Annotated in this window: 10 protein-coding genes and 1 pseudogene; 10 read left to right on the top strand and 1 reads right to left on the bottom strand. The window is 70.9% G+C overall.

The window, feature by feature from the left end; genetic code table 11:
• Positions 1-99: 99 nt before the first annotated feature.
• The 3 genes and pseudogenes from NGF19_RS13375 to NGF19_RS13365 all read left to right on the top strand — a co-directional run.
• Positions 100-318: a DUF4244 domain-containing protein gene (locus tag NGF19_RS13375; RefSeq protein WP_252425079.1), complete on the top strand. Its 219-nt coding sequence runs from the start codon at positions 100-102 to the stop codon at positions 316-318.
• A 52-nt stretch (positions 319-370) separates the two neighbouring features.
• Entirely contained in the window at positions 371-700 is a 330-nt protein-coding gene (locus tag NGF19_RS13370) for a TadE family type IV pilus minor pilin (RefSeq protein WP_308288482.1), read from the top strand.
• 89 nt (positions 701-789) lie between these two features.
• Positions 790-1,059: pseudogene (locus NGF19_RS13365) on the top strand (Rv3654c family TadE-like protein); the annotation flags it as partial.
• A 40-nt stretch (positions 1,060-1,099) separates the two neighbouring features.
• Here the strand turns inward: NGF19_RS13365 and sftH are convergent.
• Entirely contained in the window at positions 1,100-3,649 is a 2,550-nt protein-coding gene (gene sftH / locus NGF19_RS13360) for a DEAD/DEAH box helicase (protein WP_252425077.1), read from the bottom strand.
• A gap of 80 nt (positions 3,650-3,729) precedes the next feature.
• Between sftH and bldG the strand changes: the two genes are divergently transcribed.
• From bldG to tmk, 7 genes are all read left to right on the top strand, one after another.
• A complete protein-coding gene (gene bldG / locus NGF19_RS13355; protein WP_252425076.1) occupies positions 3,730-4,071 on the top strand; it encodes an anti-sigma factor antagonist BldG in 342 nt (113 codons plus the stop codon).
• Between the two features lie 102 nt (positions 4,072-4,173).
• A complete protein-coding gene (locus NGF19_RS13350; protein ID WP_252425075.1) occupies positions 4,174-4,611 on the top strand; it encodes an ATP-binding protein in 438 nt (145 codons plus the stop codon).
• A 354-nt stretch (positions 4,612-4,965) separates the two neighbouring features.
• Complete coding sequence (locus tag NGF19_RS13345) at positions 4,966-7,371, top strand: sodium-translocating pyrophosphatase (RefSeq protein WP_252425074.1); 2,406 nt, start codon at positions 4,966-4,968, stop codon at positions 7,369-7,371.
• A 238-nt stretch (positions 7,372-7,609) separates the two neighbouring features.
• On the top strand, positions 7,610-8,206 hold the full coding sequence (locus tag NGF19_RS13340) for a small secreted protein (RefSeq protein WP_252425073.1): 597 nt from the start codon (positions 7,610-7,612) through the stop codon (positions 8,204-8,206).
• Between the two features lie 150 nt (positions 8,207-8,356).
• Positions 8,357-9,877, top strand: coding sequence for a DUF7059 domain-containing protein (locus NGF19_RS13335; RefSeq protein ID WP_252425072.1), 1,521 nt, complete (start codon positions 8,357-8,359; stop codon positions 9,875-9,877).
• 415 nt (positions 9,878-10,292) lie between these two features.
• Positions 10,293-13,136 carry a type I DNA topoisomerase gene (topA, locus tag NGF19_RS13330; protein ID WP_252425071.1) on the top strand — a complete coding sequence of 948 codons (2,844 nt, stop codon included), beginning with the start codon at positions 10,293-10,295 and terminating at the stop codon, positions 13,134-13,136.
• Between the two features lie 162 nt (positions 13,137-13,298).
• Complete coding sequence (gene tmk, locus NGF19_RS13325; RefSeq protein ID WP_252425070.1) at positions 13,299-16,493, top strand: dTMP kinase; 3,195 nt, start codon at positions 13,299-13,301, stop codon at positions 16,491-16,493.
• Positions 16,494-16,648 lie beyond the last annotated feature (155 nt).

Genomic DNA, 16,648 nt, shown 5'->3' with positions numbered 1-16,648 from the left:
GTGGCCGGGAGGCACCGGACGGACCGATCGGTTCCAGCGGATCGAACAGCCCGAACGGATCGGTCAGGTCGACAGGACGAGAACTGCACGGGGGTTGAGATGTGCAAGACAGAACGAGTACGAGCCCGGATGCGGGCGTTGGCAGGGCGGGTACGGGCGGCCGTGCGCGGGGACGCGGGCATGGTCACATCGGAGTACGCCGTCGGCATTATCGCGGCAGTGGCCTTCGCGGCGCTCCTCTACAAGGTGTTGACGAGCGGGCAGGTCAGCGAGGAACTGCAGGGAATCGTGAAGCGGGCGCTCGATGTCCGGATGTGATGGGGAGAAGGGGCGTCCCAGACGCTGCGGAGGGCGCCGGGACGGTGGGTTCGTGACGGCGGAGGCCGCGGTCGTGCTGCCTGTCCTGGTGTTCGTCCTCGGCGTCTTCGTCTGGGCCTTGCTGGCCGTGTCCGCGCAGATCCAGTGTGTGGACGCCGCTCGGGCAGGGGCTCGGGCGGCGGCCCGGCAGGAGTCACCCGGTGTGGTGGAGGACACGGCGGCGCGGGCCGCGCCGAAGGGAGCGAAGGTCACCACGAGCCGCCAGGGCGACCTGGTGCATGTGACGGTCCTCGCCCGTACGCCGGGTCCGGCCGCGCTGCCGCTCGAAGTACGTCAAGAAGCAGTGGCGTCGGCGGAGGACGCGGTGGGGGTGGGCCAGTGAGGAGACATGAACCGGCGGGTGGGCGCGCGAGGAAGCGCGGGCCGACGGGAGAGAGCCGGTGCTCCGGGTTGGTGGCCTTCAACACCCGGATGCGGTCGCTGAGTTCGGACCGCGGCTCGGCGACTGTCTGGGTGGTGTGTCTGATCGGCGCTCTGTGCGCCGTGTTCGGGGTGCTGCTGTTCCAGGGGAAGGCCGTGCTGGCGCGCCATCGTGCCGCTGCCGCGGCCGACTTGGCGGCGCTCGCCGCCGCCGACCACTGGACGGAGGGAAGTGAGGCGGCGTGCGCCACGGCGCACCGCGTCGCGGAAGCCCAGGGCAGCCGGTTGCTGCGGTGCGTCGTCATGGGCGGTATCTCGGACGTCACGGCGGCTACGGCCGTGGGGCCGCTCTCCGCCGAGGTCAGGGCGAGAGCGGGCCCGGCGGATCCGGTGGGGCCGACGACGGCGTCCCCGGCGCCGCCCGGCTCTCCTCCTGCGGCTCGGCCGCCCGGCTCTCCTTCTCCTCCGGCGCCCCGCGCAACAGCACCGTGAGAAGGCGCACCGCCCCCCTCTTGTGCAGCGGGTCATTGCCGTTGCCGCACTTGGGGGACTGGATGCAGGACGGGCAGCCCGCCTCGCACTCGCAGGAGGCGATGGCCTGGCGGGTGGCGGTCAGCCAGGCACGGGCCGTGTGGAAGGCGCGTTCCGCGAAGCCCGCGCCGCCCGGGTGGCCGTCGTACACGAAGACCGTGGGCAGCAGGGTGTCCGGGTGGAGCGGGACGGAGACGCCGCCGATGTCCCAGCGGTCGCAGGTGGCGAACAGCGGAAGCATGCCGATCGAGGCGTGTTCGGCGGCGTGCAGGGCGCCGCCGAGGATCTCCGGGTTGATCCGGGCATGGTCCAGTTGGTCTTCGGTGACCGTCCACCACACGGCACGGGTGCGCAGCGTACGAGGAGGGAGGTCCAGTTTTGATTCGCCCAGTACCTCGCCGGTGATCACACGTCGACGGAGGAAGGAGACGACCTGGTTGGTGACCTCGACGGATCCGTAGCACAGCCGGCCCTCGCCCCAGGGGACCTCGATGTCGGTCTCCAGGACGGAGATGGACGTCGTGTCGCGGGCGATCGTCGAATACGGCGGGTCGGCCTGCTCGACCAGGGCGACCGAGTCCTCCAGGTCGAGGGAACGCACCAGGTACGTACGGCCCTGGTGCAGATGGACCGCCCCTTCGTGCACCGTCGTGTGCGCGGCGCCGGCGTCGACCGTGCCGAGCAGTCGCCCGGTGCCCGTCTCGACGACCTGCACGGGGCGCCCGCCCTGGCCGCGGATGTCGGCGAGGTCGGCGGCCCGCTCACGACGGGTCCAGTGCCAGGCCTTCGTCCGGCGGCGGAGCAGCTTCGCGGCTTCCAACTGCGGCAGCAGTTCCTCGCAGGCGGGTCCGAACAGCTCCAGATCCTCGTCCGTCAGCGGGAGTTCGGCGGCAGCGGCGCACAAGTGCGGGGCGAGGACGTAGGGGTTGTCCGGGTCGAGGACGGTGGACTCGACCGGCTGGGCGAAGAGGGCCTCGGGATGGTGGACGAGAAAGGTGTCCAGCGGGTCGTCGCGGGCGACCAGGACAGCCAGGGCGCCCTGTCCGGCCCGGCCGGCGCGGCCCGCCTGCTGCCACAGCGAGGACCGGGTCCCCGGGTAGCCGGCGATGAGGACGGCGTCCAGGCCCGAGACGTCGACGCCGAGTTCGAGTGCGGTGGTGGCGGCGAGGCCGAGGAGTTCACCGGAGTGGAGCGCGCGTTCGAGAGCGCGGCGCTCCTCGGGGAGGTAGCCGCCGCGGTACGCGGCCACCCGCCGGGCCAGGGAGCGATCGATTTCGGCCAGACGTTCCTGGGTGATCACCGAGATCAGCTCGGCGCCGCGGCGGGAGCGTACGAAGGCGACCGAGCGGACGCCCTGCACGGTCAGGTCGGTCAGCAGATCGGCGGTCTCGGCAGTGGCCGTGCGGCGGACGGGCGCGCCCTTCTCGCCATGCAGTTCGGTGAGCGGGGGCTCCCAGAGGGCGAAGACCAGGTCGCCACGAGGGGAGGCGTCGTCGGCCACCTCGACGACCGGGAGGCCGGTGAGGCGGCCCGCGGCCACCGAGGGCTCGGCGGCGGTCGCGGAGGCGAGCAGGAAGACGGGAGAGGAGCCGTAGCGGGCGCAGACGCGGCGCAGACGGCGCAGGACCTGGGCGACATGGGAGCCGAAGACGCCGCGGTAGGTGTGGCACTCGTCGATGACGACGTACTTCAGGGCGCGGAGGAAGGAGGACCAGCGTGGATGGGAGGGCAGTATGCCGCGGTGCAGCATGTCGGGGTTGGTGAGGACGTAGGTGGCGTACTGGCGTACCCATTCGCGTTCCTCGGGCGGCGTGTCACCGTCGTACACGGCCGCGCGGACCGCCGTGCCCAGAGGTTGTGAAAGTTCCTTCACGGATCGGCACTGATCTGCTGCCAGGGCCTTCGTCGGGGCGAGGTACAGGGCGGTCGCGCCGCGCCCGTTCGGGGCCTCCGCACCTTCCAGCAGGCGCGACAGCACCGGTACCAGATAGGCGAGCGACTTGCCCGAGGCGGTGCCCGTGGCGACGACCACCGAGTCGCCGTCCAGGGCGTGCTCGGCGGCGACCGCCTGGTGGGCCCAGGGGTGCTCGATACCCGCGGCCCGGACGGCGGCGATGACCTCGGAGCGGATCCTGTCCGGCCAGATGGCATGGCGGCCCTCGCGTGAGGGCAGGTGCTCCGTATGGGTGATGCGCGCAGCCCGGCTCGGCCCCGCGGCGAGCCGGTTCAGGACCGTGTCCGGGGCAAGGCGGGCCACGGGGTCCGCCGTGGGTCGATCGGATCGGTGATTCTTGGCCATCGGCACCGAGTGTGTCACTGGCGTGACGGACAATGGGACCAAGGCGTCGTGCACGCCTGCCGGTAAGTGATTGAATGCCATCGCGGCTGGCGAACCGTCCCGGGGGCTCTGCCGAGGTGTCCCGAGGGGCGACCGCTCGATAGCAAGGTGCTGGAGGATCCGTGGACCTGTCCCTGTCGACCCGTACCGTCGGCGATCGTACGGTCGTCGAGGTCGGTGGCGAAATCGACGTATATACCGCGCCCAAGCTGCGTGAGCAGTTGGTCGAGCTGGTGAACGACGGGAATTTCCACCTCGTCGTCGACATGGAGGGCGTGGACTTCCTCGACTCCACCGGGCTCGGCGTGCTGGTAGGCGGCTTGAAGCGCGTGCGTGCCCATGAGGGCTCCCTGCGGCTGGTGTGCAACCAGGAGCGCATTCTCAAGATCTTCCGCATCACCGGCCTCACCAAGGTGTTCCCGATCCACACCTCGGTCGAGGACGCGGTGGCGGCTACCGACTGACCGGTTCCGGGCCGAGGCGCCCGGACGGCAGAAGCAAGTAGGGGTGCCGGGCTCGTGCGGCCCGGTTCCCGGACCCCACGCCCGAAGTTCCGAGGGGGATGTATGGCCACCGTTGAGCTCCGCTTCAGCGCGTTGCCCGAGCACGTCAGGACCGCCCGACTGGTGGCGGCAGCGGTGGCGCGCAGGGCCGGGGTGGACGAGGCCGTACTCGACGAGGTCAGGCTTGCCGTGGGCGAGGCCTGCTCTCGGGCCGTCGGACTGCACCAGAGCAGCGGCATCTCGGCGCCGGTGCGGGTGATGCTGACCGAGGAGGAGAAGCAGTTCTCCATCGAGGTCGGCGACGAGGCGCCGCATGCGCCGATCGGTGGAGCACCGGGTGGCCCCGGTGCCGCCGACCCGGATGCGGAGACCGAGGAGGACGAGATGGGCCTCGCGGTCATCAAGGGCCTCGTCGACGATGTCGAGGTGTCCGTCGGCAAGGACGGCGGACTGATCAGGATGAGCTGGCCGGCCATGCCGCCCGGCACGCTCCCCGCCTGACCCTCCTCGCACCCCCTCTGCTCACCACCCCGAACGAGTCACGCCATACGAGTCACGCCATACGAGTCACCACAGAAGGGCCCCGTCCAGAACATGGACAGGGCCCTTCTTTTTGTACAGTCCTACCGCAATCCATGAATTGCTTCACCGTCATTTGCGCGATAATTTGATCAAGCGTCCATCTCGTCAATGTCTTTGAGGCGTTACCGCTTTCGGGTTCAATGCCTTGTGCACGATCTTTTGCTGAAGAGCGCGTGAAGGCTCGTTTCCGTTTACCTGGCCCTGTTTTGACCGGGTTCCGCTACCTACAATCCGTCCACATCTTGAGCTCAGCCCAAGCGTCAAGGAGGACGAATGGCGGGGCTTTCCACCCCTCAGCAGTTTCACTACCCCACTTCCCTCGCAGCCGCCGTACTGACCGACAGCAACCGTCACATCGTGATGGTCATCGGGGCGGTGGCCCTGGCGGCCCTCGTGGTCGCCGGAATCCTGGTGCGGCAAGTACTCGCGGCGGGCGAGGGCACCGACAGCATGAAGAAGATCGCGGCAGCGGTCCAGGAAGGCGCCAACGCCTATCTGGCACGGCAGTTGCGCACGCTCGGCGTATTCGCCGTGATCGTGTTCTTTCTCCTCATGCTGCTGCCCGCGGACGACTGGAATCAGCGTGCCGGACGCTCGGTGTTCTTCCTGATCGGTGCGGCGTTCTCGGCGGCCACCGGTTATATCGGTATGTGGCTCGCCGTACGAAGCAATGTGCGAGTCGCCGCGGCGGCGCGCGAGGCGACCCCGGCGGCGGGCGAACCGGAGAAGGATCTCACCGCCGTTTCGCACAAGGCCATGAAGATCGCTTTCCGTACGGGCGGCGTCGTCGGCATGTTCACGGTGGGGCTCGGGCTGCTGGGCGCCTCCTGCGTGGTGCTCGTGTACGCCGCGAACGCGCCGAAGGTCCTGGAGGGCTTCGGCCTCGGTGCGGCGCTGATCGCCATGTTCATGCGTGTCGGCGGCGGCATCTTCACCAAGGCCGCCGACGTCGGCGCCGACCTGGTCGGCAAGGTCGAGCAGGGCATTCCGGAGGACGACCCGCGCAATGCCGCGACCATCGCCGACAACGTCGGCGACAACGTCGGCGACTGCGCCGGTATGGCGGCCGACCTCTTCGAGTCGTACGCCGTCACGCTCGTCGCCGCGCTGATCCTCGGCAAGGCGGCGTTCGGCGACTCCGGGCTGGCCTTCCCGCTGATCGTGCCCGCGATCGGCGTCGTCACCGCGATGATCGGCATCTTCGCGGTGGCACCGCGCCGCGCCGACCGCAGCGGCATGTCCGCGATCAACCGGGGCTTCTTCATCTCCGCGCTGATCTCGCTGGCGCTGGTCGCCGTGGCCGTCTTCAGCTATCTGCCGTCGTCGTACGCCGACCTCACGGGCGTCTCCGACGTGGCGATCCGGGCCAAGAGCGGTGACCCGCGGATCCTCGCACTGGTCGCCGTGGCCATCGGCATCCTGCTCGCCGCCGTGATCCAGCAGTTGACCGGCTATTTCACCGAGACCAACCGCCGTCCCGTGCGGGACATCGGGAAGACCTCGCTGACCGGGCCCGCCACCGTGGTCCTCGCCGGTGTCTCCGTCGGTCTGGAATCCGCCGTCTACACCGCGCTGTTGATCGGACTCGGCGTGTACGGGGCGTTCCTGCTCGGCGGCACATCGATCATGCTGGCGCTGTTCGCGGTGGCGCTGGCCGGTACGGGACTGCTCACCACGGTCGGCGTGATCGTCGCGATGGACACCTTCGGTCCGGTCTCCGACAACGCCCAGGGCATCGCCGAGATGTCCGGCGACGTCGTGGGCTCGGGCGCGCAGGTGCTCACCGACCTGGACGCCGTCGGCAACACCACCAAGGCCATCACCAAGGGCATCGCCATCGCCACGGCCGTGCTCGCGGCCTCGGCGCTGTTCGGCTCGTACCGTGACGCGATCACAACGGCCGCGCAGAACGTGGGCGAGCGGGTCGGGGACGGCGGACCGCTGAGCCTGATGATGGACATCTCGCAGCCCAACAACCTGGTCGGCCTGATCGTGGGCGCGGCGGTCGTCTTCCTCTTCTCGGGGCTGGCGATCAACGCGGTGTCGCGGTCGGCGGGCGCGGTGGTCTTCGAGGTGCGGCGGCAGTTCCGCGAGAAGCCCGGGATCATGGACTACACGCAGCAGCCGGAGTACGGCAGGGTCGTCGACATCTGCACCAAGGACGCCCTCAGGGAGTTGGCCACACCCGGTCTGCTCGCCGTCATGGCGCCCATCGCCGTCGGGTTCACGTTCGGCGTCGGGGCGCTCGGCGCGTTCCTCGCGGGCGCGATCGGCGCGGGCACGTTGATGGCGGTCTTCCTCGCCAACTCCGGCGGCGCCTGGGACAACGCCAAGAAGCTCGTCGAGGACGGTCATCACGGCGGCAAGGGCAGCGACGCGCACGCCGCGACGGTGATCGGCGACACGGTCGGCGACCCCTTCAAGGACACCGCGGGCCCGGCGATCAACCCGCTGCTGAAGGTGATGAACCTGGTCTCGCTGCTCATCGCGCCGGCGGTCATCAAGTTCTCGTACGGCAGTGACAGGAACGTCGGCGTCCGGATCCTGATCGCCGTGCTCTCCCTGCTCGTGATCATGTTCGCCGTGTACGTCTCCAAGCGGCGCGGGATCGCGGTCGGTGACGAGGAGGGCGAGGCCGAGAGGGTCGCCAAGTCAGCAGATCCGGCGGTGGTGTCCTAGCCGGTTCCCCGGCACCCGCTTGCGCATCCGGCCCGACGCGGCCGTACCTGCGCCGACCGGGCGGGCGCACAGCGTTCATCACGACGCCGTGCGCCCGCCCGGTTCGTGTGCGCTCCGTCCGGCCCACTCTCGTGAGCCTTCTCTCGCCTGGTGCAAACAGCCGCAACGACGGGCATACGCGGCATTCGTCACCCGGGCGTCGGCCGGGCGACGTGTATCTTCCGGGGCCGAGAGAGCCTTGGAAGGGACCAATCCGGTGAACAAGAAGCTTGCGGCCGTACTGTCCGGCGGTGCGGTACTGGCACTGGCGCTGTCGGGATGCTCCAGCAGCGGTGGGAACGACGAGAAGCTGACGGCCTGGGCCACGAAGGTCTGTGACGCGACGAAGCCGCAGGTGAAGAAGATCTCCGAGGCCAACGCCGCGCTGGAGGAGGGCAAGTCGGAGGCCAGGCCGCCGAAGGAGGTCCAGAAGACCTATGCCCAGGCCTTCCAGGACCTGTCGGACGGTCACAAGGGCGTCGGGGCGGCCTTCGAGAAGGCGGGGGCGCCGGATGTGGACGGCGGCGCGGCCAAGCAGAAGAAGGCCGTCAAGGAGCTCGACGACAAGGCCGCGGCGTACGCCGATCTGAAGAAGCAGGCGGACGAGCTCGACACCAAGGACCAGACGAAGTTCGTCGTAGGGCTCAACGGGATAGCGAAGCAGAGCAAAGAGCTGAGCAAGATCGGGGACGACGCGATGAACCAGCTCGTGGAGGGCGACGTCGGCAAGGCGATGTCGAAGGTGGAGAGCTGCAAGAAGCCCGGCTCCGCGTCCGCTTCGCCGTCGGCCGGCTGAGCGGCGCGTTCGGCGCCCTCCGTACGCGCGTACGTATCTCCGATCTCCGTACGCGCGTACGTACGCATACACGTACGCGCGGAGCAATGAGGAACGGGCTGCCGCAGCGGGGGACACCGGCGACGGGACTTCCCACGCCACAATGGGGGCGTGAGTAACTCCAGTCCGGCCACCCTGCCTTCCCTCGACCACACCGATGTCACTGCGGAGCTGCGTGACGCCCTGCTCGCGGCCTCCTTCACCGCCGACGGGCTGCTCGAACTGCTCGGCGCACCCGCGTACGCGGCGCTCGCCCGGAGCGAGAACGTCCCCGCGCTCCGGGCGACGCGCGGAGACACTCCGGTGGAGGCGCTCGTACGGCTGTTCCTGTTGCAGCAGCCCGTGCCGCACGCGCGCGTGGCGGGTGTGCTGCCCGTCGACGAGTGTGTGGCGGCCGGCTGGCTGCTGCGCACCGGTACGGACGAGGTCGCCGCGACCGTGGACGTACGACCCTACGGCGGGCCCGGTGGCGAGGACTGGTTCATCGTGTCCGACCTCGGCTGCGCGGTCGGCGGGGCGGGCGGCATCGGCAGCCCGGAGGAGAACGTCGTCCTGGGCGTCGGCGGCGCCTCCACCACCCTCGCCGGGATCACCGTACGGCCCCCCGTCGGCTCCGCCCTCGACCTCGGCACCGGCTCCGGCATCCAGGCGCTGCACGCCACCCGGCACGCCACGCGCGTGACCGCGACCGACGTCAACCCGCGTGCGCTGCACATCACCGCGCTCACGCTGGCGTTGTCCGGCGCCCCGGCCGCGGATCTGCGCCAGGGCTCGCTCTTCGAACCGGTCCAGGACGGCGAGACGTACGACCTGATCGTGTCCAACCCGCCCTTCGTGATCTCGCCCGGCGCCCGGCTCACCTACCGCGACGGCGGCATGAGCGGGGACGATCTGTGCCGCGCGCTCGTTCAGCAGTCGGGGGAGCGGCTGAACCGGGGCGGGTTCGCGCAGTTCCTCGCCAACTGGCAGCACGTGGAAGGGGAGGACTGGCAGGACCGGCTGCGCTCCTGGGTGCCGCGCGGCTGCGACGCCTGGATCGTGCAGCGCGAGGTCCAGGACGTCATGCAGTACGCCGAGTTGTGGCTGCGGGACGCCGGGGACCACCGCCGTGACACGACGGAGTACCAGGCGCGCTACGACGCGTGGCTCGACGAGTTCGAGGCGCGCAAGGTGCGGGCGGTCGGCTTCGGCTGGATCGCCCTGCGCAGGACCGATGCCGCCGAGCCCTCGATCACGGTCGAGGAGTGGCCGCACCCGGTCGAACAGCCCCTCGGGGACACCGTGCGCGCGCACTTCGACCGCGTCGACTACCTGCGGGCGCACGACGACGCGGCCCTGCTCGCCGGACACTTCAGGCTCGCCGCCGAGATCGTCCAGGAACAGGTCGGGCTGCCCGGCGCCGAGGACCCCGAGCACGTGGTGCTGCGCCAGCACCGCGGCATGCGCCGCGCCACCAAGGTGGACACGGTCGGCGCGGGCTTCGCGGGCGTGTGCGACGGCACGCTGAGCGCCGGTCGCATCCTCGACGCCATCGCCCAACTCGTCGGCGAGGACCCGGTGCTGCTGCGCGATCGGACGCCCGCCCAGATCCGGCTGCTGATCGAACAGGGGTTCTTGGAGCCGGTGCGGTGAGGGGCGGGCGGTGACGGGCGGCTCCGCGGGAAGCGAAACCGGCCAACGCCGCGGATGACCCGTAGCCGCGGTGTGAGCCACATCGCATGCCGCCCACGCGCGCGTCGTCGCCGTAGCGGGGATCGCGCCGTGGCTCGGCACTTCACGTGGCCTGTGACGTCGCGGTTTCCCCGTAGCGCGACGCCGGAGAGCGTAGTAACCGGAAGGTGACGCTCCGAACAGGGTTCGAGGAGATGCCGGACACTCCGGGCGGCAGGAATGGTGGTAGTCGGGTTACCGTTCGAGTGGCCGTTGTGGGCTTTTCCCCTTCGACACGGGGACGGGATGTACCGTCACAGTCCGCAGCGTCACCATGATCCGACCCCCAGACGAAGGCCTGGGGAGGCGCCAACGTCGACCGGAGAGAAGAGCGAAGTTGTCCCCGACCAGCGAGACCGCACAGGGCGGCCGCCGACTCGTCATCGTCGAGTCGCCTGCCAAGGCGAAGACGATCAAGGGCTACCTCGGCCCCGGCTACACCGTCGAGGCGAGCGTCGGGCACATTCGCGACCTTCCGAGCGGCGCCGCCGAGGTGCCGGAGAAGTACACGGGAGAGGTCCGGCGTCTCGGGGTGGACGTCGACCATGACTTCCAGCCGATCTACGTCGTCAACGCCGACAAGAAGGCGCAGGTCAAGAAGCTCAAGGAGCTGCTGCGCGACTCCGACGAACTCTTCCTCGCCACCGATGAGGACCGCGAGGGCGAGGCCATCGCGTGGCACCTCCAGGAGGTGCTGAAGCCGAAGGTCCCGGTCAAGCGGATGGTGTTCCACGAGATCACCAAGGACGCGATCCAGGAGGCCGTGCGCAACCCGCGCGAGCTGAACAAGAAGCTGGTCGACGCCCAGGAGACCCGGCGCATCCTCGACCGCCTCTACGGCTACGAGGTCTCTCCTGTCCTGTGGAAGAAGGTCATGCCGCGGCTGTCGGCGGGCCGTGTCCAGTCCGTGGCCACGCGGCTCGTCGTGGAGCGCGAGCGCGAGCGCATGGCGTTCCGCTCCGCCGCGTACTGGGACCTGACCGGCACGTTCGGCACGGGCCGCGCCGGTGACCTCTCCGACCCGTCGTCCCTGGTGGCACGGCTCGCGACGGTCGACGGCAAGCGGGTCGCGCAGGGCCGTGACTTCGACTCGCTGGGCCGCCTGAAGAGCGCGAACACGCTCCACCTCGACGAGGACAACGCCCGCGCGCTGGCCGTCGCCCTGCAGGACACGCGGTTCGCGGTGCGCTCGGTCGAGTCCAAGCCGTACCGCCGCTCGCCGTACGCGCCGTTCCGTACGACGACGCTGCAGCAGGAGGCCAGCCGCAAGCTCGGCTTCGGCGCGAAGGCCACGATGCAGATCGCGCAGAAGCTGTACGAGAACGGCTACATCACGTACATGCGTACGGACTCCACGACGCTGTCGGACACGGCGGTCGCGGCGGCCCGAGCCCAGGTCACGCAGTTGTACGGCGCCGACTACCTGCCGCAGCAGCCGCGTACGTACGCGGGCAAGGTCAAGAACGCGCAGGAGGCGCACGAGGCGATCCGCCCGTCGGGCGACCGCTTCCGCACCCCGGCGGAGACGGGGCTGTCCGGCGACCAGTTCAGGCTCTACGAGCTGATCTGGAAGCGGACCGTCGCCTCCCAGATGAAGGACGCCACGGGTGACTCGGTCACGGTCCGGATCGGTGGCACGGCCGCCGACGGGCGCGACGCCGTGTTCAGCGCGTCCGGCAAGACGATCACCTTCCACGGCTTCCTGAAGGCCTACGTCGAGGGCGCCGACGACCCGAACGCCGAGCTGGACGACCGCGAGCGCCGGCTGCCGCAGGTCGCCGAGGGTGACGCGCTGACCGCCGAGGAGATCACCGCCGACGGCCATGCGACCAAGCCCCCGGCGCGCTACACCGAGGCCTCCCTGGTCAAGGAGCTGGAAGAGCGCGAGATCGGTCGCCCGTCGACGTACGCGTCGATCATCGGCACGATCCTGGACCGCGGCTATGTGTTCAAGAAGGGCACGGCCCTCGTCCCGTCCTTCCTGTCCTTCGCCGTCGTCAACCTCCTGGAGAAGCACTTCGGGCGGCTCGTCGACTACGACTTCACCGCCAAGATGGAGGACGACCTCGACCGCATCGCCCGCGGCGAGGCACGGGCCGTGCCGTGGCTGAAGCGGTTCTACTTCGGCGAGGGCACGGGCGACGGCGGTGCCGCGGAGGCCGGCAACGGCGACGGGGACCACCTCGGCGGCCTCAAGGAACTGGTGACCGACCTGGGCGCGATCGACGCGCGCGAGGTGTCGTCGTTCCCCGTGGGCCACGACATCGTGCTGCGGGTCGGCCGCTACGGCCCGTACATCGAGCGCGGTGAGAAGGACTCCGAGAAGCATCAGCGCGCCGACATCCCGACCGACCTCGCGCCGGACGAGCTGACCGTCGAGCTGGCCGAGGAACTGCTCGCCAAGCCGAGCGGGGAGCGCCCGCTGGGCACGGACCCCGAGACGAACCGGCCGATCGTCGCCAAGGACGGCCGCTACGGCCCGTACGTCACGGAGATCCTGCCCGAGGGCACCCCGAAGACGGGCAAGAACGCGATCAAGCCGCGTACGGCCTCGCTGTTCAAGACGATGTCCCTGGACACGGTGACGCTCGCCGACGCGCTGCGGCTGATGTCCCTGCCGAGGGTCGTCGGTAAGGACGCGGAAGGCGTCGAGATCACCGCTCAGAACGGGCGCTACGGGCCGTATCTGAAGAAGGGCACGGACTCGCGTTCGCTCGAGTCCGAGGAGCAGCTCTTCACGATCACGCTGGCGGAGGCGGAGGCGATCTACGCCCAGCCGAAGCAGCGGGGGCGCGCTGCGGCCAAGCCGCCGCTGAAGGAGCTGGGCGAGGACCCGGTCAGCGGCAAGCCGGTCGTCGTCAAGGACGGCCGCTTCGGGCCGTACGTCACCGACGGTGAGACCAACGCGACCCTGCGGTCGAGCGACAGCGTCGAGACGATCACTCCGGAGCGCGGCTTCGAGCTGCTCGCGGAGAAGCGGGCCAAGGGGCCCGCCAAGAAGACGGCGAAGAAGGCCGCGGCCAAGAAGACCACCGCCAAGAAGACGACGGCCAAGAAGGCGACGTCGACGGCGGCGAAGAAGACGGCCGCGAAGAAGACCACGGCCAAGAAGGCGACCGCGAAGAAGACCACGGCCCGGAAGACGGCGGCGTCGGCCGCCTCGAAGGCCGCGGAGGACTGAGCCCGCGCGTTCTCCCCAGCGGGCCGCCGTGTTCTCCTCGGCGGCCCGTCATACGGTCCGTCATGGTTTGCGCGATGCGCCCCGGCAACACTTTGGTGTCGGGGCGTGCGCGTGTTCGGGCAGCAGCACCGGACTGTCCGTGGCTGCCGATAGGCTGAAAGCATGACGCGAGCCGAGCAGCCAACGGCCCACACCCCGGCCCCCGACGACGCCCTGATCGCGGATTCACGCGAGCGCGCCGTCCGCGCCCTGCTGCGCAGGCCGCAGTTCAAGCGGTTGTGGAGCGCCCAGCTCGTGGGCGGCGTCGGCGACGTCCTCGCCCTTCTGGTCCTGGTCCTGCTCGCCTTCCAGGCGGCCATCACCGAGGGCTCCTTCGGCGGCGGCTACCGAGGCGTCTCGTTCGCTATCGCGACCGTCTTCGGCGCGCGCATCCTCGCCACGCTGCTCTTCGGGGCCGTCCTGCTCGGCCCGCTCACCGCGCTGACCTCCCAGGAGGGGCCGCTCGACCGCCGCTGGACCATGGTCGGCGCGGACGGACTGCGGGCCGCCCTGCTGATCGTCGCCCCCCTGTGGATCGACTGGTCCCCGGCGAACGCCCTCGCGGCGCTGCTGATCACCGCCTTCCTGACCGGCGTCGCCGAACGCTTCTGGAACGTGTGCCGCGAGAGCGCGGCGCCCGCCCTGCTGCCCGCGCCGCCCCCGGAAGGCGCCACGGTGCGCCCGCTGCCGGACCATCTGGACGCGCTGCGGCGCCTCTCGCTGCGTACGCGGTTCGTGGCGGTGCCCCTGGCCGCCGCCGGGATCGTCGTGGCGTCGCTGCTGAACAACCTGCTCGGCGCGGGCATCGCCTGGTTCGACCAGCACCACGCGGCCCTCTCCGCCTACGTCGCGGCCGGGCTGTTCGCCGCCTCCCTGTCGCTGGTCACCTTCCTCGAACTGCCCGACACCCGCACGCCCCGCGCGCGGTCGCCGCTGGAGGGCCTGCGCCGCCCCCGGACGGGCACGGTCGTCGACAAGGGCCGTACGGGCGCGATCCTGCTCCTGGTGCTCGCGTGCGCGGCGGTCGCCGGAGCCGTCTCGGCCGTCGTCGCCGTCTCCGCCCCGCAGGCCATGGACCTGGACGGCGGCCCGGTGACGTACGGTCTGCTGATCCTCGCGCTGACCGGCGGTACGGCCGTCGGTATCCGTACGGCGCCTCACATGCTGCCGTCCCTCTCGCGTCGTCGGCTGCTCGCGCTGGCGATCGCCTTCACCGGTGTCGCGCTGCTCGCCGCGGGTCTCGTCCCGGACGTCACCACCGTGCTGCTGATCGTGGCGCTCGCGGGTGTCGGCGCGGGCGCCGCCGCGAACACCGGGCACGCACTGCTCGACCAGGAGACCGAGGAGCACCGCCGCGCCCGGACGACCGAGCACCTGCACGCGGTCGTACGGGTCTTCGTCGCCCTGGGAGCGCTGGTGGCACCGGTGGTCGCCGGGCTCATCGGGCCGCACCGGCTGGAGAACGGCAAGTTCGTGTTCGAACACGGCGGTGCCGCGTTCGTCCTGATGCTGGTCGGCGCGCTGCTGCTGCCGGTCGCCGCCCTCGTCCTCGCCAAGGCGGACGACCGCTCCGGCGTTCCGCTGCGACACGACCTGCGCGACGCGCTGCGGGGCGGTGACGACCCCGTGGAGCAGCCCGCCGCCGCAGGCTTCTTCATCGCCCTGGAGGGCGGCGACGGCGCGGGCAAGTCCACCCAGGCCGAGGCCCTCGCCGAGTGGATCCGGGCCAAGGGGCACGAGGTCGTGCTGACCCGTGAGCCGGGCGCCACGCCCGTCGGCAAGCGGCTGCGGTCGATCCTGCTGGACGTCTCCAGCGCCGGTCTGTCGCACCGCGCGGAGGCGCTGCTGTACGCGGCGGACCGCGCGGAGCATGTGGACACGGTCGTACGTCCGGCCCTGGAGCGGGGCGCGGTCGTGATCTCGGACCGGTACATCGACTCGTCCGTGGCCTACCAGGGCGCGGGCCGCGACCTGTCCCCGACGGAGATCGCCCGGATCAACCGCTGGGCCACCGATGGCCTCGTCCCGCATCTGACCGTCCTGCTGGACGTCGCGCCGGAGACCGCGCGCGAGCGGTTCACCGAGGCGCCGGACCGGCTGGAGTCGGAACCGGCCGAGTTCCACGCGCGCGTGCGCTCCGGCTTCCTCGCCCTGGCCGCCGCGGCCCCCGGCCGCTACCTCGTCGTCGACGCCGGGCAGGGTCCCGAAGCGGTCACGACCGTGATCCGGCATCGGCTCGACCAGATGCTGCCGCTGTCCGAGGCCGAGGTGAAGGCCCAGGAGGAGGCGCGCAGGAAGGCCGAGGAAGAAGCCCGGAGGAAGGCTGAGGAGGAGGCCGCGCGCAAGGCCGAGGAGGAGCGGCTGGAGCGCGAGCGCCAGGAGCAGCTCGCCAGGCTTCGTGCCGAGGAGGAGGAGCGTAAGCGGCGCGAGCTGGAAGAGGCGCAGCGGCGCGAGGCCGAGCGGCAGGCGGAGGAGGCCCGGCAGCGGGCCGAGGAAGCCCGTCGTCGTGCCGAGGAGGAGAAGGCGCGGCTGCTGGCCGAGGAACAGGCACGGGCGGCGGAGGAAGCGCGCAGGAAGGCCGAGGAAGAGCGGCTGCGCCAGCAGGCCGAGGAGGAAGCCCGGCTGCGCGCCGAGGCCGAGGCGCGGCGTCTGGACAAGCAGCGGAAGGCCGAGGAGGCGCTGCTGCGCGCGGAGGAGGCACGCCGGGCCGCGGCCGAGGCGGCGACCTCGGCCGCCACACCGGCCAGGGGTACGGCCACCGGAGCGTCGGCGGACGCCACGCGACACGAGCCGCGTGAGTCGCATGAGTCGCGTGAGCGGCGCGAGCCGCGCGACGCGGCCACGCCCGACAACGAAATCACTGTGCCCACCCCGCTGATCACGCCGTCGAACGTGCCGGGCGGGGCGGCGGACGAGACCGCCGTCCTTCCAGCGGTGCAGGCCCCCGAGTCCGACGCGGAGACCACGGCGAAGTTGCCGATACCCCAGGGTTCGGCCGACGAGACGGCGGTTCTGCCGCCGGTGGCGCCGGGTGCCTCCGACGAGACGGCCGTGCTGCCCGCTGTCGGGGACGACCCCGCGCGCCGTGTGCCGCAGGGCTTCTTCCGTGACGAGCGCCCGGCGCCGCGACCGGACGGGGCCGAGGAGCGTACGCGCGAGCTGCCGCAGATGGACACCGAAGGCCGGCCGACCCGTCGGCGCCGCCCGGACTGGGCGGAGGAGACCCCGCTGGACGATCTGCCGACCCTGGCGGACGAACTGCTCGGCCCCCGCGACGACGACGGCCGGGACGAGGGTCGGGGACGCGGGCGGCGCTGACCCTGGGCCGGCCCGACCGGGTTCGCCGGGGCAGGGTCGGGACCAGGCCGAGGGCCTGCCGCGATGCCGCTGCCCGACCCCCGCTGTCAGTGGAGAACCCCACTGTCAGTGGTGCCCCGCACAATGGATCGCGGCGGGGCGAAGAACGACGGGAA

Origin of the sequence: Streptomyces macrolidinus, assembly GCF_023887685.1 — a bacterium.
Lineage (GTDB): Bacteria > Actinomycetota > Actinomycetes > Streptomycetales > Streptomycetaceae > Streptomyces > Streptomyces macrolidinus.
The sequence above is the reverse complement of the archived record's forward strand: the minus strand, read 5'-3'. Positions and strand labels throughout refer to the sequence as shown.

Bases quoted from the DNA above. Each gene is read 5' to 3' on its own strand.
- sftH (WP_252425077.1), bottom strand. From the start codon at position 3,649: ATGGCATTCAATCACTTACCGGCAGGCGTGCACGACGCCTTGGTCCCA.
- NGF19_RS13375 (WP_252425079.1), top strand. From the start codon at position 100: ATGTGCAAGACAGAACGAGTACGAGCCCGGATGCGGGCGTTGGCAGGG.
- NGF19_RS13350 (WP_252425075.1), top strand. From the start codon at position 4,174: ATGGCCACCGTTGAGCTCCGCTTCAGCGCGTTGCCCGAGCACGTCAGG.
- NGF19_RS13345 (WP_252425074.1), top strand. From the start codon at position 4,966: ATGGCGGGGCTTTCCACCCCTCAGCAGTTTCACTACCCCACTTCCCTC.
- tmk (WP_252425070.1), top strand. From the start codon at position 13,299: ATGACGCGAGCCGAGCAGCCAACGGCCCACACCCCGGCCCCCGACGAC.